This window comes from Enterobacter cloacae complex sp. P43RS (assembly GCF_014930585.1).
GTDB classification, from domain to species: domain Bacteria; phylum Pseudomonadota; class Gammaproteobacteria; order Enterobacterales; family Enterobacteriaceae; genus Enterobacter; species Enterobacter bugandensis.
Genome location: NZ_JADBRJ010000020.1, coordinates 1 through 17,297, shown reverse-complemented (window position 1 = coordinate 17,297; position 17,297 = coordinate 1). Strand labels below are relative to the sequence as shown.

General features: G+C 55.9%; 14 protein-coding genes. 8 read left to right on the top strand and 6 right to left on the bottom strand.

The window, feature by feature from the left end:
* Positions 1-2: 2 nt before the first annotated feature.
* From hmsP to IM294_RS21590, 3 genes are all read left to right on the top strand, one after another.
* Positions 3-2,009, top strand: a complete 2,007-nt coding sequence (gene hmsP, locus IM294_RS21600; protein ID WP_028014755.1) for a biofilm formation regulator HmsP — start codon at positions 3-5, stop codon at positions 2,007-2,009.
* Positions 2,010-2,168: 159 nt separating this feature from the next.
* Positions 2,169-3,455: a dicarboxylate/amino acid:cation symporter gene (locus tag IM294_RS21595; protein ID WP_028014754.1), complete on the top strand. Its 1,287-nt coding sequence runs from the start codon at positions 2,169-2,171 to the stop codon at positions 3,453-3,455.
* Positions 3,456-3,681: 226 nt separating this feature from the next.
* Positions 3,682-5,175 carry a pitrilysin family protein gene (locus tag IM294_RS21590; protein WP_041911852.1) on the top strand — a complete coding sequence of 498 codons (1,494 nt, stop codon included), beginning with the start codon at positions 3,682-3,684 and terminating at the stop codon, positions 5,173-5,175.
* Between the two features lie 47 nt (positions 5,176-5,222).
* Here the strand turns inward: IM294_RS21590 and IM294_RS21585 are convergent, their stop codons facing one another.
* Positions 5,223-6,152 carry a sugar kinase gene (locus IM294_RS21585; protein WP_100171186.1) on the bottom strand — a complete coding sequence of 310 codons (930 nt, stop codon included), beginning with the start codon at positions 6,150-6,152 and terminating at the stop codon, positions 5,223-5,225.
* 229 nt (positions 6,153-6,381) lie between these two features.
* Between IM294_RS21585 and pdeH the strand changes: the two genes are divergently transcribed.
* Together pdeH and IM294_RS21575 are read left to right on the top strand one after the other, a co-directional pair.
* Entirely contained in the window at positions 6,382-7,155 is a 774-nt protein-coding gene (pdeH, locus tag IM294_RS21580; protein ID WP_041911854.1) for a cyclic-guanylate-specific phosphodiesterase, read from the top strand.
* Positions 7,156-7,220: 65 nt separating this feature from the next.
* On the top strand, positions 7,221-9,263 hold the full coding sequence (locus IM294_RS21575) for an AsmA family protein (protein WP_047367228.1): 2,043 nt from the start codon (positions 7,221-7,223) through the stop codon (positions 9,261-9,263).
* A gap of 59 nt (positions 9,264-9,322) precedes the next feature.
* On the opposite strand, the gene IM294_RS21570 is transcribed toward IM294_RS21575, so the two are convergent.
* From IM294_RS21570 to IM294_RS21560, 3 genes are all read right to left on the bottom strand, one after another.
* Positions 9,323-10,645: an MFS transporter gene (locus IM294_RS21570; RefSeq protein WP_028014749.1), complete on the bottom strand. Its 1,323-nt coding sequence runs from the start codon at positions 10,643-10,645 to the stop codon at positions 9,323-9,325.
* Positions 10,646-10,906: 261 nt separating this feature from the next.
* Positions 10,907-11,932: an inner membrane protein YhjD gene (gene yhjD / locus IM294_RS21565; protein WP_041911856.1), complete on the bottom strand. Its 1,026-nt coding sequence runs from the start codon at positions 11,930-11,932 to the stop codon at positions 10,907-10,909.
* Between the two features lie 51 nt (positions 11,933-11,983).
* Positions 11,984-12,883 (bottom strand): LysR family transcriptional regulator, encoded by a 900-nt coding sequence (locus tag IM294_RS21560; RefSeq protein ID WP_193360391.1) that lies wholly within the window; start codon positions 12,881-12,883, stop codon positions 11,984-11,986.
* A gap of 119 nt (positions 12,884-13,002) precedes the next feature.
* On the opposite strand from IM294_RS21560, the gene IM294_RS21555 reads away from it, so the two are divergent.
* Both IM294_RS21555 and IM294_RS21550 read left to right on the top strand, forming a co-directional pair.
* On the top strand, positions 13,003-13,761 hold the full coding sequence (locus IM294_RS21555; protein ID WP_088205124.1) for an SDR family NAD(P)-dependent oxidoreductase: 759 nt from the start codon (positions 13,003-13,005) through the stop codon (positions 13,759-13,761).
* Between the two features lie 173 nt (positions 13,762-13,934).
* Positions 13,935-14,537 carry a response regulator transcription factor gene (locus IM294_RS21550; RefSeq protein ID WP_049000475.1) on the top strand — a complete coding sequence of 201 codons (603 nt, stop codon included), beginning with the start codon at positions 13,935-13,937 and terminating at the stop codon, positions 14,535-14,537.
* Here the strand turns inward: IM294_RS21550 and IM294_RS21545 are convergent.
* Both IM294_RS21545 and IM294_RS21540 read right to left on the bottom strand, forming a co-directional pair.
* On the bottom strand, positions 14,516-14,854 hold the full coding sequence (locus IM294_RS21545; RefSeq protein ID WP_028014744.1) for a lysozyme: 339 nt from the start codon (positions 14,852-14,854) through the stop codon (positions 14,516-14,518). The two genes, IM294_RS21550 and IM294_RS21545, sit on opposite strands and share 22 nt — an antisense overlap.
* A gap of 71 nt (positions 14,855-14,925) precedes the next feature.
* Complete coding sequence (locus IM294_RS21540) at positions 14,926-15,465, bottom strand: GNAT family N-acetyltransferase (protein ID WP_028014743.1); 540 nt, start codon at positions 15,463-15,465, stop codon at positions 14,926-14,928.
* A 147-nt stretch (positions 15,466-15,612) separates the two neighbouring features.
* Here IM294_RS21540 and IM294_RS21535 point away from each other — a divergent pair, with 147 nt between their 5' ends.
* Positions 15,613-17,205 (top strand): STY4199 family HEPN domain-containing protein, encoded by a 1,593-nt coding sequence (locus IM294_RS21535; RefSeq protein ID WP_028014742.1) that lies wholly within the window; start codon positions 15,613-15,615, stop codon positions 17,203-17,205.
* The last annotated feature ends 92 nt before the right edge of the window (positions 17,206-17,297 follow it).

Genomic DNA, 17,297 nt, shown 5'->3' with positions numbered 1-17,297 from the left:
TTTTGCGTGTCAGCCGTTCCTTAACGATCAAACAAATGGCGATGGTCTCTGCCGTCACTATGCTGTTTGTACTGCTCTTCTGCGTAATTTTGCTGTTTCATTCCGTACAGCAGAATCGCTATAACACGGCTTCGCAGTTAGAAAGTATCGCCCGCTCGGTGCGCGGCCCGCTCTCCGCCTCGATCCTGAAAGGGGACATTCCCGAAGCGGAAACCATCTTAAAACGCATTCAGCCTGCCGGCGTCGTTAGCCGCGCCGATGTCGTCTTACCCAACCAGTTCCAGGCGTTGCGGATGAGTTTTATCCCGGAGCGTCCCGTCCCGATGATGGTGATGCGCCTGTTTGAGCTGCCGGTGCAAATTTCTCTGCCTCTCTATTCGCTGGAACGTCCTGCCAATCCGCAGCCACTGGCCTACCTGGTTCTGCAGGCGGACTCGTACCGGATGTATAAATTCGTCATGAGTTGGGTGGTTACGTTAGTGACCACTTGCTTACTTATGACCCTGATCATCAGCGTAGCGCTGACGTGGTGTATAAACCGCCTCATTGTTCACCCGCTGCGCCGTATCGCCCGCGAGCTGAATGGGCTTTCGCCGCAGGATCAACTGGGGCACCAGCTTGAGCTGCCGCGTCTGCACCAGGATGATGAGATCGGTATGCTGGTGCGCAGCTACAACCTCAACCAGCAGCGCATCCAGCGTCATCAGGATGAGCTAAACAACAGCGCCACGCGCTTCCCGGTGTCGGAGCTACCTAATAAAGCGTTTCTGATGGCAATGCTGGAGCAGACCGTTGCGCGGCAGCAAACCACGGCGCTGATGGTGATTGCCTGTGAAACCCTGCAGGACACGGCGGGCGTGCTCAAGGAGAGCCAGCGTGAAATGCTGCTGCTGACGCTGGTGGAAAAGGTGAAGTCTGTCCTTGCCCCGCGCATGGTGCTGACCCAGGTCAGCGGTTACGACCTGGTGGTGATTGCCAACGGCGTGAAAGAGCCGTGGCATGCCATCACATTAGGTCAGCAAGTACTCACTGTCATAAATGAGCGGCTGCCCGTGCAGGGCATCCAGCTTCGTCCGAGCGCCAGTATCGGTATCGCCATGTACTACGGTGATTTAACGGCGGAGCAGCTGTACCGCCGCGCGTTCTCGGCGGCGTTTACCGCCCGGCGCAAAGGGAAAAATCAGATCCAGTTCTTCGACCCGGAGCAGATGGAAAAGGCGCAGCAGCGCCTGACGGAAGAGAGCGATATCCTGACCGCGCTGGATAACCGTCAGTTCGCCCTCTGGCTACAGCCGCAGGTGAATTTACAGACGGGGGAAGTGAAAAGCGCCGAGGCGCTGCTCCGCCTGCAGCAGCCGGATGGCTCCTGGGAGCTGCCGGAGGGGCTGATAGAGCGCATCGAATCCTGCGGCCTGATGGTCACCGTTGGCTATTGGGTACTGGAGGAGTCCTGCCGCCAGCTTGCCGCCTGGCAGGAGCGCGGCGTAACGCTGCCGCTGTCGGTCAACTTGTCTGCCCTGCAGCTTATGCATCCGACGATGGTCTCCGAGATGCTGGAGCTGATCCACCGCTACCGGATCAAGCCTGATACGCTGACGCTGGAAGTGACGGAGAGCCGGCGCATTGACGATCCTAACGACGCGGTGGCCATCCTGAAGCCGCTGCGCAATGCCGGCATTCGCATCGCGCTGGACGATTTTGGTATGGGGTACGCCGGGCTGCGCCAGCTTCAGCACATGAAAGCCCTGCCGGTGGACGTGCTCAAAATCGATAAATCGTTTGTCGACGGTCTGCCGGAGGACAGCAGCATGGTGCAGGCCATCGTCCAGATGGCGCGCAGCCTCAAGGTGCACCTTATTGCCGAGGGGATTGAAACCGAAGCGCAACGCGTCTGGCTGGCAGAGGCGGGCGTCGAGAGCGGCCAGGGCTACCTTTTTGCCCCCGCGGTGCCGCCGGATGTCTTCGAGCAGCGATACCTTTCTGGCGCTGACCATAACGCAAAAGTGTAATTTTGTTGCTGGCTTGTGCGAGCCAGTTCAAAGTTCTTAACATTTGTGTTTCAAATTTGAACCGGGTTTATTTCTGTCCTGTTATACGGGTGTTATTTTAGAGCCGCAGGTTAACCATAACCTTACAAAGCCTGTGGTTTTTCTTCCCAAGGACACCCTATGAAAACCTCACTCTTCAAAAGTCTTTATTTCCAGGTCCTGACAGCCATCGCCATCGGTATTCTGCTGGGTCACTATTACCCGGAGCTGGGCGCGCAAATGAAACCGCTTGGCGACGCGTTCGTTAAGCTCATTAAAATGGTCATCGCCCCGGTGATCTTCTGTACGGTGGTAACGGGCATCGCTGGCATGGAAAGCATGAAGGCGGTGGGCCGTACCGGTGCAGTGGCGCTTCTCTACTTTGAAGTGGTCAGTACCCTTGCGCTGATTATTGGTCTGGTCATCGTCAACGTGGTACAGCCTGGCGCGGGTATGAACGTTGATCCCTCTACGCTGGATGCCAAAGCGGTCGCGGTCTATGCCGAACAGGCGAAGGATCAGGGCGTGGTCGCCTTCCTGCTGGACGTCATCCCTGGCAGCGTCATCGGCGCCTTCGCCAGCGGAAACATTCTGCAGGTGCTGCTGTTTGCCGTGATGTTTGGCTTCGCCCTGCACCGTCTGGGCAGCAAAGGCCAGCTTATCTTCAACGTGATTGAAAGCTTCTCGCAGGTCATCTTCGGCATCATCAATATGATCATGCGCCTGGCGCCGATCGGTGCCTTCGGTGCGATGGCCTTCACCATCGGCAAGTATGGCGTTGGCACGCTGGTGCAGCTGGGTCAGCTGATCATCTGCTTCTACATCACCTGTATTCTTTTCGTGGTGGTGGTGCTGGGCTCCATCGCCCGTGCGACAGGCTTCAGCATTTTCAAATTCATCCGCTACATCCGTGAAGAGCTTCTGATTGTTCTGGGGACCTCCTCTTCAGAATCGGCGCTGCCGCGTATGCTCGACAAGATGGAAAAGCTGGGGTGCCGTAAATCGGTGGTCGGCCTGGTGATCCCGACGGGGTACTCCTTCAACCTTGACGGTACCTCGATATACCTGACGATGGCGGCCGTGTTTATCGCCCAGGCGACCAACAGCCATATGGATATTTTCCATCAAATCACCCTGCTGGTGGTGCTCTTGCTGTCGTCTAAAGGGGCGGCGGGCGTGACGGGCAGCGGCTTTATCGTGCTGGCGGCCACCATTTCTGCGGTGGGGCATCTGCCGGTGGCGGGTCTGGCACTGATTCTTGGTATTGACCGCTTTATGTCTGAGGCGCGTGCTCTTACCAACCTGGTGGGTAACGGCGTGGCCACGGTGGTGGTCGCGAAATGGGTGAAAGAGCTGGATCACAAGAAGCTCAACGATACGCTGAATAATCGCGCGTCTGATAGCAAAAATCCTGGTTTAACCTCCTAATCTTGTCACAATTGCCCGCATTCCCTTGTCGGGATGCGGGCTCCTGCGCATAATAACTGTTCATACCTGTCATAATTCGACAAGATTTTTTTTGGGTATATTTCACTTCAAACCGTGACGTTTTGCCGAACGCGCGGTCTAATCGACGTGTTTTCATCGTCATCTTTTAGAGTGCAGCGCGTCGCGAGACACTCTTTTTAACCAGGAATGTTGATCAGGGGTTCACATGCAGGGCACAAAAATTCGACTCTTAACCGGCGGTTTGCTGATGATGGCAGCAGCCAGTTATGTGCAGGCAGATGCGCTCCAGCCAGACCCGGCCTGGCAACAAGGCACGTTAGCGAACGGTTTTCAGTGGCAGGTGTTATCTACTCCACAGCGTCCCAGCGATCGTATTGAAATCCGTCTGTCCGTAAATACCGGCTCCCTTACGGAAAGCACTCAGCAAACCGGTTTTAGCCATTTTATTCCCCGTCTGGCGCTCACGCAGAGCGGCAGCTTGCAGGCAGTACAGGTGCGTTCGCTGTGGCAACAGGCCATCGATCCGAAACGCCCCCTTCCTCCGGCTGTGGTCTCCTATGACTACACCATGTTTAACCTGAGCCTGCCAAATAACCGTAACGACCTTCTTAAAGAAGCCCTTACCTATCTCTCCGATGCCTCTGGCAACCTGGCGATTACGCCGGACACCGTGAACTATGCGTTGAGCAACGGCGACATGGTGGCGACCTGGCCTGCGGATACCAAAGAGGGCTGGTGGCGTTACCGTCTGAAAGGCTCAACGTTGCTGGGGCACGATCCGGCAGAGCCGCTGAAGCAGCCGGTGGACGTCGAACAGGTAAAATCGTTCTACCAGAAATGGTACACCCCGGACGCGATGACGCTGATCGTCGTCGGCAATGTGGATAGCCGCGCGGTGGTTGAGCAGATCAACAAAGCGTTTGGCGATCTGAAGGGCAAACGCGAAACGCCAGCCCCTGTCCCGACGCTCTCTCCGCTGCGCGCCGAGCCTGTCAGCATTATGACGGACACCGTGCGCCAGGACAGGCTCTCCGTGATGTGGGATAACGCCTGGCAGCCTATTCGCGAGTCTGCGGCGCTGCTGCGCTACTGGCGTGCCGATCTGGCGCGTGAAGCGTTGTTCTGGCACGTTCAGCAGACGCTCAGCAAAAACAACGTGAAGAACATTGGCCTTGGCTTTGACTGCCGCGTGCTGTTCCAGCGTGCGCAATGTGCCATTAACGTTGAATCACCGGGCGATAAACTGAATGCGAACCTGGGTGTGGTGGCGAAAGAGCTGGCAAAAGTGCGTAAAGAGGGGCTCTCTGAAGAGGAGTTCAACGCGCTGCTGGCCCAGAAAAAACTGGAGCTGCAGAAACTGTTTGCCACCTACGCTCGCGCCGATACCGACATTCTGATCAGCCAGCGGATTCGCTCCCTGCAGAATCAGGTTGTCGACATCGCGCCTGAGCAGTACCAGAAGCTGCGTCAGGACTTCCTGAACGGTCTGACTGTGAATATGCTGAATCAGGATTTACGTCAGCAGCTGTCGCAGGATATGGCGTTGATCCTTCTGCAGCCGAAAGGCGAGCCGGAATATGACATGAAGGAACTTCAGAAGACCTGGGATTCCATTATGGCCACCGCGTCGCAGCCGGCGCAGGCTGCAACGGCTGATGATCTACACCAGGACGCGTCGGATATTCCGCAGGGGCAGTAACCCCCTCACGCTGGCCCTCTCCCCTTTGGGGAGAGGGTTAGGGGAAACTAAACAGGCATCGCCTCGCGCGGAATAATCGCTCCGCGATACTGAATCACGGTGCTGGCCGTCAGGTGCCCACGCTGTGCCGCCGCTTCCGGCGTTCCCCCCGTCAGGCGTACCGCCAGGTAGCCCGCGCTGAAGGAATCCCCCGCCGCGGTGGTATCAATCACTTTCTCTTTGGCCAGCTTCACCGCAGGGACCTCAACCACCGCTTCACCCGCAATCGCGACCAGGCACGACTCCGCGCCGCGCTTAATCACCACTTCGCTCACGCCTGCCGCCTGCGTGCGGGCAATCACATCCTCTACCGGTTTCTCACCCCACAGGGCGTCTTCATCATCGAGCGTCAGGAAGGCGATGTCCGTGCACTGCAGCATCTGCTGATAAACCTGCTGCGTCTCTTCGCGGCTGGCCCACAGGCGCGGGCGGTAGTTGTTATCAAAAATCACCTTCCCGCCGTTGGCGCGGCATTCGCGCAGCAGCGAGAGCAGCTTTTCGCGGCTGGTCGGGCTTAAAATCGCCAGGCTAATGCCGCTCAGATAGAGATAGTCAAACGTCGCCAGCTCTTCGCAGATGGCCCCAGCGGCGTCGCTCTCCAGCCAGAATTTGGCCGCGGCTTCGTTACGCCAGTAATAAAACGTGCGTTCGCCGGTGCTGTCAGTTTCGATGTAGTACAGTCCAGGCAGGCGGTTTTCCATACGCTGTATAAGCGAGGTGTCAACATGTTCACTCTGCCAGGCTTCCAGCATCTGCTGGCTGAAGCTGTCCGTGCCGAGGGCGGTGACGTAGTTCACGGTGAGTGCCTCAGGCGCAACCTGACGGGCAATGTAAACCGAGGTGTTTAACGTATCGCCACCAAATCCGCGGCTGACTTCCGCGCCTTTTTGTGACAGCTCAATCATGCATTCGCCAATCACGGCAATTTTTTTGGACATAGTCGTGAACCTGAACAGAAGAATTTTCAGCAGTGTGCGCCGAGTGAATTAGATGGTCAACTATATTAAAACGGTGTTCCATTATTTTATTTGAGCCAGCGCGTGTTCCGGCAAATTTCTGTCATCTTAATTTCATTTTCACGGTGAATTGAACATAAAGTTCTCAATTATCGCGCCGATAATCCTGTGACGAGTCCAGAAAGGCTATCCCAACAACAGGACATCTGAAATGAAGTCAGAGCAGGTTATCCAGCGGCTGAGCACTACGCCTGAGGCAAGTATTGAGAACTTGCAGGAGCATCGCTACTGGCTGCAATGTGAGCGCGCGTACACCTGGCAGCCGATCTATCGAACGGACGGTCGGCTGATGGCAATTGAGATTTTGACCGTCGTTACGCATCCCTCAAACCCTACTCAGCGCATCGCGCCGGATCGCTACTTTGCCGAAGTTGCCGTTCGCCAGCGTCTGGACGTGCTGGAAGAGCAGCTCCGTATGCTGGCGACGAAACAGGCTTTTTTCGAGCAGCATACGATCCTCGCCTCGGTGAACGTGGATGGCCCAACTCTGCTGGCACTGCGTCAGAACGCGAAGCTGCAGGAGCTGATCGCCACCCTGCCGTGGCTGCGCTTTGAGCTGGTGGAGCACGTGCGCCTGCCGCAGGATTCCTCGTTTGCGTCAATGTGTGAATTTGGCCCGCTGTGGCTGGATGACTTTGGCACCGGTATGGCGAACTTCTCGGCCCTCAGCGAAGTGCGCTATGACTACATCAAGGTGGCCCGCGATCTGTTCATCATGCTGCGCCAGACCCCGGAAGGGCGGAATCTGTTTACGCTGTTATTGCAGTTGATGAATCGCTATTGCCAGGGGGTGATCGTTGAAGGCGTGGAAACGCTGGAAGAGTGGCGTGATGTGCAAAACTCTCCCGCAGCGGCGGCGCAAGGCTATTTCCTCTCTCGCCCCGTGCCGATGGATCTCCTCGAAAGCGCCAGAACGACCCTCTGATAACCCCGTTTCCCTTTGTCTGGACTATAGTTTTACAGGAAAGGTCATCAGGAAAGGGGATAACAATGACAAAAACAACCAGGGTCATTTCCTGGATTACAGGGATTTTCTTGTTGTTGATCGCGATCGTCGTCATCATTATCGCGACGTTTGACTGGAACCGCCTTAAGCCGACCATCAACCAGAAAGTCTCAACTGAGCTGAACCGTCCCTTCGCCATTCGTGGCGATCTGGGTGTGGTATGGGAACGTCAGAAAGAGGAGACCGGCTGGCGAAGCTGGATCCCCTGGCCGCACGTCCACGCCGACGACATTATTCTCGGCAACCCGCCGGATATCCCCGAAGTGACCATGGTGCATCTGCCGCGCGTGGAAGCCACGCTGGCGCCGCTAGCGCTCCTGACCAAAACCGTCTATCTACCGTGGATCAAGCTCCAGCAGCCCGATGCACGCCTGATCCGCCTCTCAGAAAAAAACAATAACTGGACGTTTAACCTTGCCAGCGACGGCGAAAAAGATCCGAATGCCCAGCCTTCTTCGTGGTCATTCCGTCTGGACAATATTCTTTTCGATCGCGGGCGGATCGCCATCGACGATAAGGTCAGCAAGGCAGACGTGGAGATCCTGGTCGATCCGCTGGGTAAACCGCTGCCGTTTAGCGAAGTCACGGGCAATAAAGCGAAAGGCGATAGCGCCAAAGCGGGTGATTATGTCTTCGGCCTGACGGCAAAAGGGCGCTACAACGGTCAGCCGCTTAACGGGAAAGGGAAAATCGGCGGCATGCTGGCGCTCCGGAGCGAAGGCACGCCATTCCCGGTGCAGGCGGATTTCCGCTCGGGGAATACGCGCGTGGCGTTTGTGGGGACGGTCAACGACCCGATGAACATGGGGGGCGTCGACCTGCAGCTCAAGTTCGCCGGTGACTCGCTTGGCGAACTGTATGAACTGACTGGCGTACTGCTGCCGGATACCCCGCCGTTCGAAACGGACGGGCATTTGGTTGCCAAAATTGATACCGAAAAATCGTCCGTTTTTGACTACCGGGATTTCAACGGCCGCATCGGCGATAGCGATATTCACGGCACGCTGACCTACACCACCGGAAAACCACGGCCAAAACTGGAAGGGGATGTCGAATCCCGCCAGCTGCGTCTGGCCGATCTTGGCCCGCTGATAGGCGTGGATTCGGGTAAAGGGACAAAGTCAAAAGAGGTCAAAAAGGACGTTCAGCCTGCGGGAAAAGTGCTGCCTTACGATCGCTTTGAAACCGATAAGTGGGACGTGATGGACGCAGATGTGCGCTTCAAAGGGCGCAAGATTGAGCATGGCAGCACGCTGCCGCTGAGCGATCTCTCGACGCATATCATCCTGAAAAATGCCGACCTGCGCCTGCAGCCGCTGAAGTTTGGCATGGCGGGCGGGACGATTTCCTCCAACATTCACCTGGAAGGCGATAAAAAGCCGATGCAGGGGCGGGCGGAGATCCAGGCGCGTCGATTGAAGCTGAAAGAGCTGATGCCGAACGTGGAGCTGATGCAGAAAACCCTCGGTGAAATGAACGGCGATGCGGACATTCGCGGGGTGGGGAATTCCGTGGCGGCACTGCTGGGCAGCGGCAACGGTAACCTGAAACTGCTAATGAACGACGGTCTGGTCAGCCGCAACCTGATGGAGATCCTGGGGCTGAACGTCGGTAACTTTATCATCGGGCAAATCTTTGGCGATGACGAGGTGCGGGTGAACTGCGCGGCGGCGAATGTGGATCTGGTTAACGGGGTGGCGCGTCCGCAGATTTTTGCCTTCGACACGGAAAACGCGGTGATTAACGTGACCGGTACCGCCAGCATGGCCTCCGAGCAGCTGGATTTGACCATCGATCCGGAAAGTAAGGGGATTCGTATTATTACCCTGCGCTCGCCGCTTTACGTGCGTGGGACCTTCAAAAATCCGCAGGCGGGCGTCAAGCCCGGGCCGCTGATTGCGCGTGGCGCGGTGGCCGCAGCCCTCGCGACGTTGGTCACCCCGGCCGCCGCGCTGCTGGCGTTGATTTCGCCGTCAGAAGGCGAGGCGAATCAATGCCGGACGATTTTGTCGCAGATGAAGAAGTAACGCCTTTCTCCCTCTCCCTGTGGGAGAGGGCCGGGGTGAGGGCATCAGGCCGCAATGAATTACAGCGCCTGATGCTTAGTCTCATGCGTCAGCAGCAGCGCAATCAACGTCAGCGCCGCCATGGCCGCCAGATAAACGCCCACGTAGAACAGACCATAATTTGCCTGCAGCCAGGTGGCGATATACGGTGCCACGGACGCACCCAGAATAGACGAGACGTTATAGGAGAACGACGCGCCGGTATAACGCACCTCCGTCGGGAACAGCTCCGGCAGCAGCGCGCCCATCGGGCCGAAGGTCAGCCCCATCAGGCTCAGGCCAATCAGCAGGTACGCCATCACCAGCGCCGGGCTACCTGAACTCAGCAGCGGCGGGAAGACGAACAGAGCAAACAGAATGATCAGCGTGGTGATCGTAATCATGCTCGCACGACGACCAAACTTATCCGCCAGCAGGCCGGCAATCGGTACCATCACGCCAAACCCAATTACCGCCATCATCAGCATCCACAGCACTTCGTTACGCGGCAGGCCCAGACCAACCGGTGCGGCAGCGGTACTGTAGGTCATGGAATACACCGTCATGATGTAGAACAGCGTGTAGGTCGCCAGCATGATAAACGTGCCCAGCACGGTCACGCGCACGTGTTTGGTCAGCAGGGTGCCCAGCGGCACTTTTACCTGTTTTTTCGCCGCGGCTACTTTTGCGAACACCGGCGTCTCATGCAGGGAAACACGCACATACAGGCCAATCAGCACCAGCACGGCCGAGAAGACAAACGGAATACGCCAGCCCCAGCTCATGAACTGTTCGTCCGTCAGCAGCCAGGAGAGCAGCAGGAAGGTCCCGTTGGCAAAGAAGAAGCCAATCGGCGCGCCAAGCTGCGGGAATGAACCGTACAGCGCACGTTTACGCGGCGGGGCGTTCTCGGTCGCCAGCAGCGCCGCGCCACCCCATTCACCGCCCAGCCCCAGACCCTGACCAAAACGCGCCAGCGCCAGCAGGACCGGCGCCAGAATGCCGATGGTTTCGTAGGTCGGCAGCAGGCCGATCGCCACGGTGGAGATGCCCATCGTCAGCAGCGAGGCCACCAGGGTGACTTTACGCCCAATACGATCGCCGAAGTGTCCAAACAGCGCGGAGCCAATCGGACGCGCCACAAACGCGATAGCAAAGGTCGCCAGAGACTGTAGCGTCGCCGCCGTCGGGTCTCCCTGCGGGAAGAAAATATGCGGGAAAACGATGACCGCTGCGGTGGCGTAAATGTAAAAGTCGAAGAACTCAATGGCGGTGCCAATCAGCGATGCGACGACAACTTTATTGCGCGAGTTTACCGGGACGTTTTCCGCACCAGAGTCGAGTGTTGTGGCTGTTGATTGCATAATATTTTCTTATTTTTTGTCGAACGAAAGGCCATATTACGCACAGCAAAAGCGACATTTCAATCTGTAACAAAGTCGCTTCCTGATTATAAAATCAACAAAAAGCGGATAATGTTCAGGCCAGCCAAAATGCTTCCATGAAATGCTTCACGTTTTTTAAATATTGGTGAATAAAACTGGTTTTCGGTTAAATAAAAGTTACGGACTGGATTTATATGCTGAAATGATGAGTCGGGCTGAAATATCAGCCCGAGAGCGGAATTAACGATGTGTTTTTCCGGGCATTCGCGTGTCGCCTTTGTACTCGGCGGTGGCAATCCACGCCGCGCAGAACAGGGTTAAACGCGCGAAGAAGTAGAAGAACGCCATCAGCCCGAGCACCGAGCCAAATGCCGCGCCGGACGGGGATTTCACCAGTGACGGCAGCGTGTAAGTCATCACGATCTTAATCACTTCAAAGCCGATCGCCGCAATCAATGTGCCGCGGAGCAGCGCCTTCTTACGCGGACGATGCCGAGGCAAGCGCCAGAAAATCCAGAAGAACAGCAGGTAGTTGGCGAAGATAGAAATCGCCAGTCCGATGCCGCGCCAGGCGGGCTTCAGCCATTCGATGTAATCAAGATAGAGCGCAGAAATAATCATCTGCTGCGCGGAGCCCGCCACGGAGGTAATGGAGAGCGTGACGACGAGCGCGATAAGCAGGCCAATCAGCGAAATAAAGTCGCGGAAATATTTAACCCAAATTTTCTCCTGATCCTGCGGTTTACGCTCCCACACCTCGCGCGACTGGGCACGAATAGCTTCGCGGAGGTTGCCCATCCAGTTAACGCCGGAGTAAAGGGCGATGAGCAAACCGACGATCCCGACGGTGGTGCGCTGCTGAACGGCGGTGTTAATCGTGCTTTTCAGCGTGGTGGCGAGGGTTGGGTCACTGACGTTATTCAGGATCTTATTGAAAATATCCTGCAGCAGCGTTGGATGTGACGCGAGTACAAAACCGGCCGCTGCAAACGACACCATCAGGATAGGGATCATCGACAGGAACGAAAAATAGGTGATCGCGGCACCGAACTGGTTCCCCATGCGGTCATTAAAGCGCTCGGTCGCACGTATAAGATGCGCAACCATGGGAAACTGCTGAATTCTCTCCGCCAGGCTGGTGACGGTGCCCAGCGCCTTGCTGGCGGTACCTGGGGCTTTAGCCTCTTCCGGCTCGGTTTCCATCTTCTTGATGGGTTCATAATCTAAATGTTGGGTGGGTCGTTGCGGGTTATTTTCCGGCGTCACGCATCTTTTCCTTTTTCGTTTGGCTGGATGTTATTGAATTATAGCTTGCGACTAGTCCACGTAAGCTTTTGTGAGTTCGGTTAGCCACTCCATAAACAGGTGAACCCGGCGAGAGAGGTTGCGCCGGTGGGGGTAAATCAGGGAGACAGGCATCGGTTCCGCGCGATACTGCGGGAGGATCTCAATCAGTTTCTTTGCGCGCAGCAGGTCGCGCACCCCAACGCGCGGGGCCTGAATGATCCCCAGCCCGGCAAGGCAGGCGGCCTGGTAAGTTTCCGTGCTGTTGACGGTTAGCACCCCGCCCGTTTTTATCCACTGCGTCGTGCTGCCGTTATAAAATTCAAAGCCCTGAGGGCGGCTTCCCAGCATCGAGGCATAATGAATCACGGCGTGCGAGCCTAAATCGTCCAGCGTGTCAGGGTAGCCAAAACGCGCCAGATAATCCGGGCTGGCGCAGTTTATCACCGACAGCTTGCCCAGCGGACGGGCTATCAGCCCTGAGTCCTTCAGGGAACCCACGCGGACGACGCAATCAAACCCTTCCCGGACCACATCCACCAGACGATCGCTGCTGCTGAGCTCCAGTTCGATACCCGGATACTGCTGTAAAAACGCAGGCAGTTTGGGGATGACGACATTTCGAGCAACGCCAACGGGCATATCCACGCGCAGCCTTCCGCTGATGCTGGAGGGATCGTGCTGAAACATACCGTCCAGCTCATCCAGGTTCGCCAGCAGATCTTTTGCCCGTTCGTAATAGACCATGCCGTCCTGCGTCAGGCTGACGCGGCGCGTGGTACGGTGCAGTAGCTGGGTGCCAAGCCGGTTTTCCAGTGCCTGAATTTGCCGGGAAACGCTGCCTTTCGGCAGCGTTAATGTCTCTGCCGCGCGGGAAAAACTCTCCAGTTCCGCGACGCGAACAAACAGCTGCATTGCGTGAATTTTATCCATAGATGAAGCTCATTGTTGTTTGCACTGAAACAGTGAAGCGTTATTACCCATCTTTATTGATCTTCTATCACCTAATAAGCTCTTTCTCAATCTCCATAACAGCCAAAACGAGGTTTATGATGACTGAACGTATCGCATTAGTGACGGGTGGTAGCCGCGGCTTAGGTAAAAACGCTGCGTTAAAGCTGGCTGCTGACGGCACGGGAATTATCCTGACCTACAATCGTAGCCAGCAGGAAGCGCTGGAAGTTGTGCGCGAAATTCAGGAAAAAGGCGTCAAGGCGGCGGCATTAAAGCTCAACGTCGGGGATATCGCCGGTTTCGAAAATTTTGCTCAACAGCTTCAGGAGATCCTGAAGAGTGTCTGGCAGCGCGAAACATTTGATTATTTATTGAACAATGCCGGGACGGGTTTATACGCACCCTATACCGAAACGACGGAAGCCCAGTTTGATGAGGCGCTGAACATTCACTTCAAAGGGCCTTTCTTCCTGACGCAGCGCCTGCTGCCTCTGCTTAACGACGGGGGGCGGATCCTCAATGTCTCCAGTGGACTGGCCCGCTTCACCCAGCCAGGCTCAGGAACCTACGCGGCCATGAAAGGGGCGATGGAAGTGCTCACCCGCTATCAGGCGAAGGAGCTTGGAGCGCGCGGTATCTCCGTTAATATTATCGCACCAGGCGCGATCGAAACCGACTTTGGCGGTGGGCGCGTGCGCGACAACGCGCAGCTTAACCAGATGCTGGCGTCGCAGACGGCGCTGGGGCGGGTAGGTTTGCCGGACGATATCGGGGATGCCATTGCGGCGCTACTTAGCGATAAGCTTGGCTGGATGAACGCGCAACGTATTGAAGTGTCAGGCGGTATGTTCCTGTGATGTCTGATGTTAAGGGGAAGGAACCCCTTAAGGAAATCCTTAATATGGATGTGTCAAAATGCGGGTAAATATAAAAACCACTGGCGGATTTGTAACCTCTCCATTCATTGAGTTTTTTCTTAAATAGCGCCTATGTAGAATCCCCCTTCGCTATTCTCAGAGGGAGAAATACGATGCGAGTAATCATGTTTGACAGGCAGTCGATATTTATTCATGGAGCGATACACGGTTTGCAGAAATTAATTCCTGAAATAAATATAACGGGGGCTTGTCAGGCAGACGATTTATGGACGCAAATATCCGCGTCACCGTCTGCTATCGTCATGATTGACGGCAATTTAATTCAGGATGAGGGGAGTTCTTTCCTGGATGAAATCATGCATCGCTTCCCGTTGGTACGGGTGATGATGGTTCTGGCAAAAAAAGAGACCCGATGGGTTGAACAACTCATGCAGCGAAACGTGATGGCTATTATCCCCCGTAACGCCAACCCTGAGCGGTTTGCCGCCGTGCTGGATTCCGTGTCCAGAGGGATGGTCTGCTTTCCCGCTGAGTGGGTCAGCCAGCAATCGTCAGCGCAGGCGTTACTTTCCTTAAGCGAGCGTCAGCGTGAGGTGCTGAAGCTGCTGGCGGCGGGCGAATCAAACAAAGAAATTGGTCGGAATCTCAACATCAGTGCGGCCACGGTAAAAGCGCATCTGGAAGCGCTTTTTCGCCGGCTGGAGGTAAAAAACCGAACCCAGGCAGCCATGTACTACACCCGGGCGACGGCCTGAAGCAGCGCTTTCGGGAGTGAAGACGTCACGCCGAAACTCAGTATCATCAGTACCAGCGCGTCATGCTGCTGCTGGGTTAATGGATGTATACACTTTTCCCGCAGCAGCGTTTCACACAGCTGAATATCTTCATGGAGTAAATATTCCGCCTGAAGAGGCGTGATAAGGCCGTGAAAATTTTCCCGTTCGCGGATCACATGCCCATAGCCGATAACCCATACACCCTTTTCATCACGATATTTCTCCAGTGAAAGCCCTTGATGTTTCTTTATTAATTCTATGGCGGCAGAAGATATATTTAGCGCATGACCGTTCATATTCGTTTCCTCTTAATGGCGATACTGTAGAGGAATCGCGGTACGAGCAATATCCGCCAAATGGCTGTTGATCAGGAATTATTGTTCAGGTATTCCTGCCGTAATAACCCAAATAACCAGTCATTTTGCCAGCGACCGGAAAGGTAATAGCTTTCACGTAGCTCGCCTTCCAGCTGGAAGCGAGCTTTTTCCAGCAGGCGCCTGGAGGCGACGTTTCCCGCGGTGACGGTGGCGGTGAGCCGACGAATACCGCCCTGATGAAAGGCGTAATCGCAAAGCGCCTGCAGGGATTCGAAGCCGTAACCTTTGCCCTGCGCCTCGGGGGCAAAAAGAAAGCCCACTTCGGCGCAATCTTCTTCCCGATGAATATACCCGGTAACGCCCAGCGGGGCCTGTGAGAGGGCATCACGTACGACGAGGCACAGCCAGTGCGCGCTGCCTGGCGTCCAGGGCGTCAGGCGCGAATCAAACGCCTCCCGGATCGCTGCGACGGGGCGGTTCTCCGCCACAAAGCGCATGACTTCGGGGTGTTGCTGCAACGCCAGAAAAAAGGGCCAGTCTTGCTCCTGCAGGGGCGAGCAGTTCAGGCGTGAGGTCATTAAAACTGGCATTAAGATTCTCCTGAAGCATTTTAAATGATTTTAGGGTTGTCACTTTATTTCAACAGAAAGTCAGGTATGGTTAAGCGCGTATAAATAAAAAGAAAAACGGCCGTTAGTGCCCATTCCGGATGTCTTCGCTGTCGCTTAAGGAAAACAATGACTCTCAGCACATCACATCATATCCGCGAACAGTTTGAACACTGTCTGGCGGTCATTCGCCAGGCGTCGGTGGAAATCTTGCTTCTTCTGAATGTACATGTTTCTGAGGGGAAAGATCCACGCTGGTTTCTCGAACAGCTGGACAGCGCGCGTTTAGGGCTCGGGGGATGGGCTACGGTTGCGAAGAAGCTTAACCTGAATGATGCCGAGATGTCGGAATTTACGCTGCAGCTGCGCCTGCTGCAGCAGCGCGTCCCGCAGTACGAGAGCGGGCAGGATGTCAGTGAAAACCAGCTTATTGCGGCGATGCGGTTTGTGACTACGCTGGAACATCTTCGTCTGCAGCAGCCGCTTCTGACCTACAGCACCGAGCTGGCCCCGGGAAGCGAACTCCAGCAACAGCAGGCGCACAAGCAGGTACGCGCAATTGAGTTAATGATTAAAGGCCTCATTCAGCAGGCCTGGCCCGATCAGGTGCGGCTCAATAATCATCTTAAAACCTTATTTAACGCTGACCGCGTACGGCGCTGGCTGAAGCATGGCGAAATCAACGATGTCCTGAGCGGCATGATGTTCAGTGAACTGGCGCAAATGCTGGTGGATAAAAAAGAGTTCAGCCGCTATTACGCCTCGCTGTTTAACGACCCGTCCATGCTGACGCTCCTGGTGGAGCCGCGCAAAACGCTGCAAACCTTCCTCGACGACATCCGGCAAATCCGCAACAGCATTACGGTGCAGAAAACGTTGAGTTCGGCGCAAATTCAGCTGCTGGATAACTACTACATGCAGATCTCCCGTCCGGTTCAACGCGCGTTTGAAGAGGGGAGAACGCGCGTCAACCCGGCCGGATTCATGGCGGTGGATGCCAGCGAGCTGCACGCGTTCTGGGAAAGGGCGCAAAAAATGGATCGGGTTACCGGTGGGGATCTGTTTGAAGTCCGCGACACGATTGAAAAGCCGACCCAGCGCGCCCCGCGCACGCCCGAACAGCGTGAGCAGCTTATCTCCGGTGCGCTATGGGGAGCGGTCGGCGTGATGGTGATTGCCATCGTGGTAGGCGGCTTCTGGCTGGTGACCAGCAGCAAACCGCAGCCTGCGGCCGAAAATACGGCGCAAGCGGCGGCTCCGCCGCAGGAGATGCGCGAAACCCCTTCCTCGCGCGAGACGCTGACGCGCATGGGAGTGACCTGGGACGAGAGTAATTTCCGTTCGGCGATTAACCGCAACGATACCCGCGTGGCGCTGCTCTTTTTGCAGGGTGGGATGGACTGGAAGCTGTCATGGACCGAAGAGGCGATGTCGGCAGGCTATGACGACGTTCTGGAGCTTATGCTGCGCTATCGGCAGAACATGGCAGAAGAGAAGCCGTGTCGTCGTTTCATCAATACGCTCAGCCACGCCATGTCAAACGGCGAGTCCCTGACGTCAATACGTAAAGAGTATCTGAAAGCGTTCTGCACCGTGCCGGCCGTGGTGAAGCGCCAGAAGCACGATCTTGAGATGGCAACGCGACGCGCGCAGTCACAGCCGGATGCCACCACAAAAAAATGGCAGTCTATTCAGACCGCCATTTATGAGGTGATTCGCTAAAGTTTTCCCCCTCTCCCCTGTACGGTCCGGGGACATAGTGAACACTTGTTCGGGGACATGGTAGACACTTACAACTGAGGCATAAGAACCCG

Bases quoted from the DNA above. Each gene is read 5' to 3' on its own strand.
- IM294_RS21545 (WP_028014744.1), bottom strand. From the start codon at position 14,854: ATGAACGGTCATGCGCTAAATATATCTTCTGCCGCCATAGAATTAATA.
- IM294_RS21570 (WP_028014749.1), bottom strand. From the start codon at position 10,645: ATGCAATCAACAGCCACAACACTCGACTCTGGTGCGGAAAACGTCCCG.
- IM294_RS21555 (WP_088205124.1), top strand. From the start codon at position 13,003: ATGACTGAACGTATCGCATTAGTGACGGGTGGTAGCCGCGGCTTAGGT.
- pdeH (WP_041911854.1), top strand. From the start codon at position 6,382: ATGAAGTCAGAGCAGGTTATCCAGCGGCTGAGCACTACGCCTGAGGCA.
- IM294_RS21540 (WP_028014743.1), bottom strand. From the start codon at position 15,465: ATGCCAGTTTTAATGACCTCACGCCTGAACTGCTCGCCCCTGCAGGAG.
- IM294_RS21560 (WP_193360391.1), bottom strand. From the start codon at position 12,883: ATGGATAAAATTCACGCAATGCAGCTGTTTGTTCGCGTCGCGGAACTG.
- IM294_RS21585 (WP_100171186.1), bottom strand. From the start codon at position 6,152: ATGTCCAAAAAAATTGCCGTGATTGGCGAATGCATGATTGAGCTGTCA.
- IM294_RS21535 (WP_028014742.1), top strand. From the start codon at position 15,613: ATGACTCTCAGCACATCACATCATATCCGCGAACAGTTTGAACACTGT.
- IM294_RS21590 (WP_041911852.1), top strand. From the start codon at position 3,682: ATGCAGGGCACAAAAATTCGACTCTTAACCGGCGGTTTGCTGATGATG.
- IM294_RS21550 (WP_049000475.1), top strand. From the start codon at position 13,935: ATGCGAGTAATCATGTTTGACAGGCAGTCGATATTTATTCATGGAGCG.
- IM294_RS21595 (WP_028014754.1), top strand. From the start codon at position 2,169: ATGAAAACCTCACTCTTCAAAAGTCTTTATTTCCAGGTCCTGACAGCC.
- IM294_RS21575 (WP_047367228.1), top strand. From the start codon at position 7,221: ATGACAAAAACAACCAGGGTCATTTCCTGGATTACAGGGATTTTCTTG.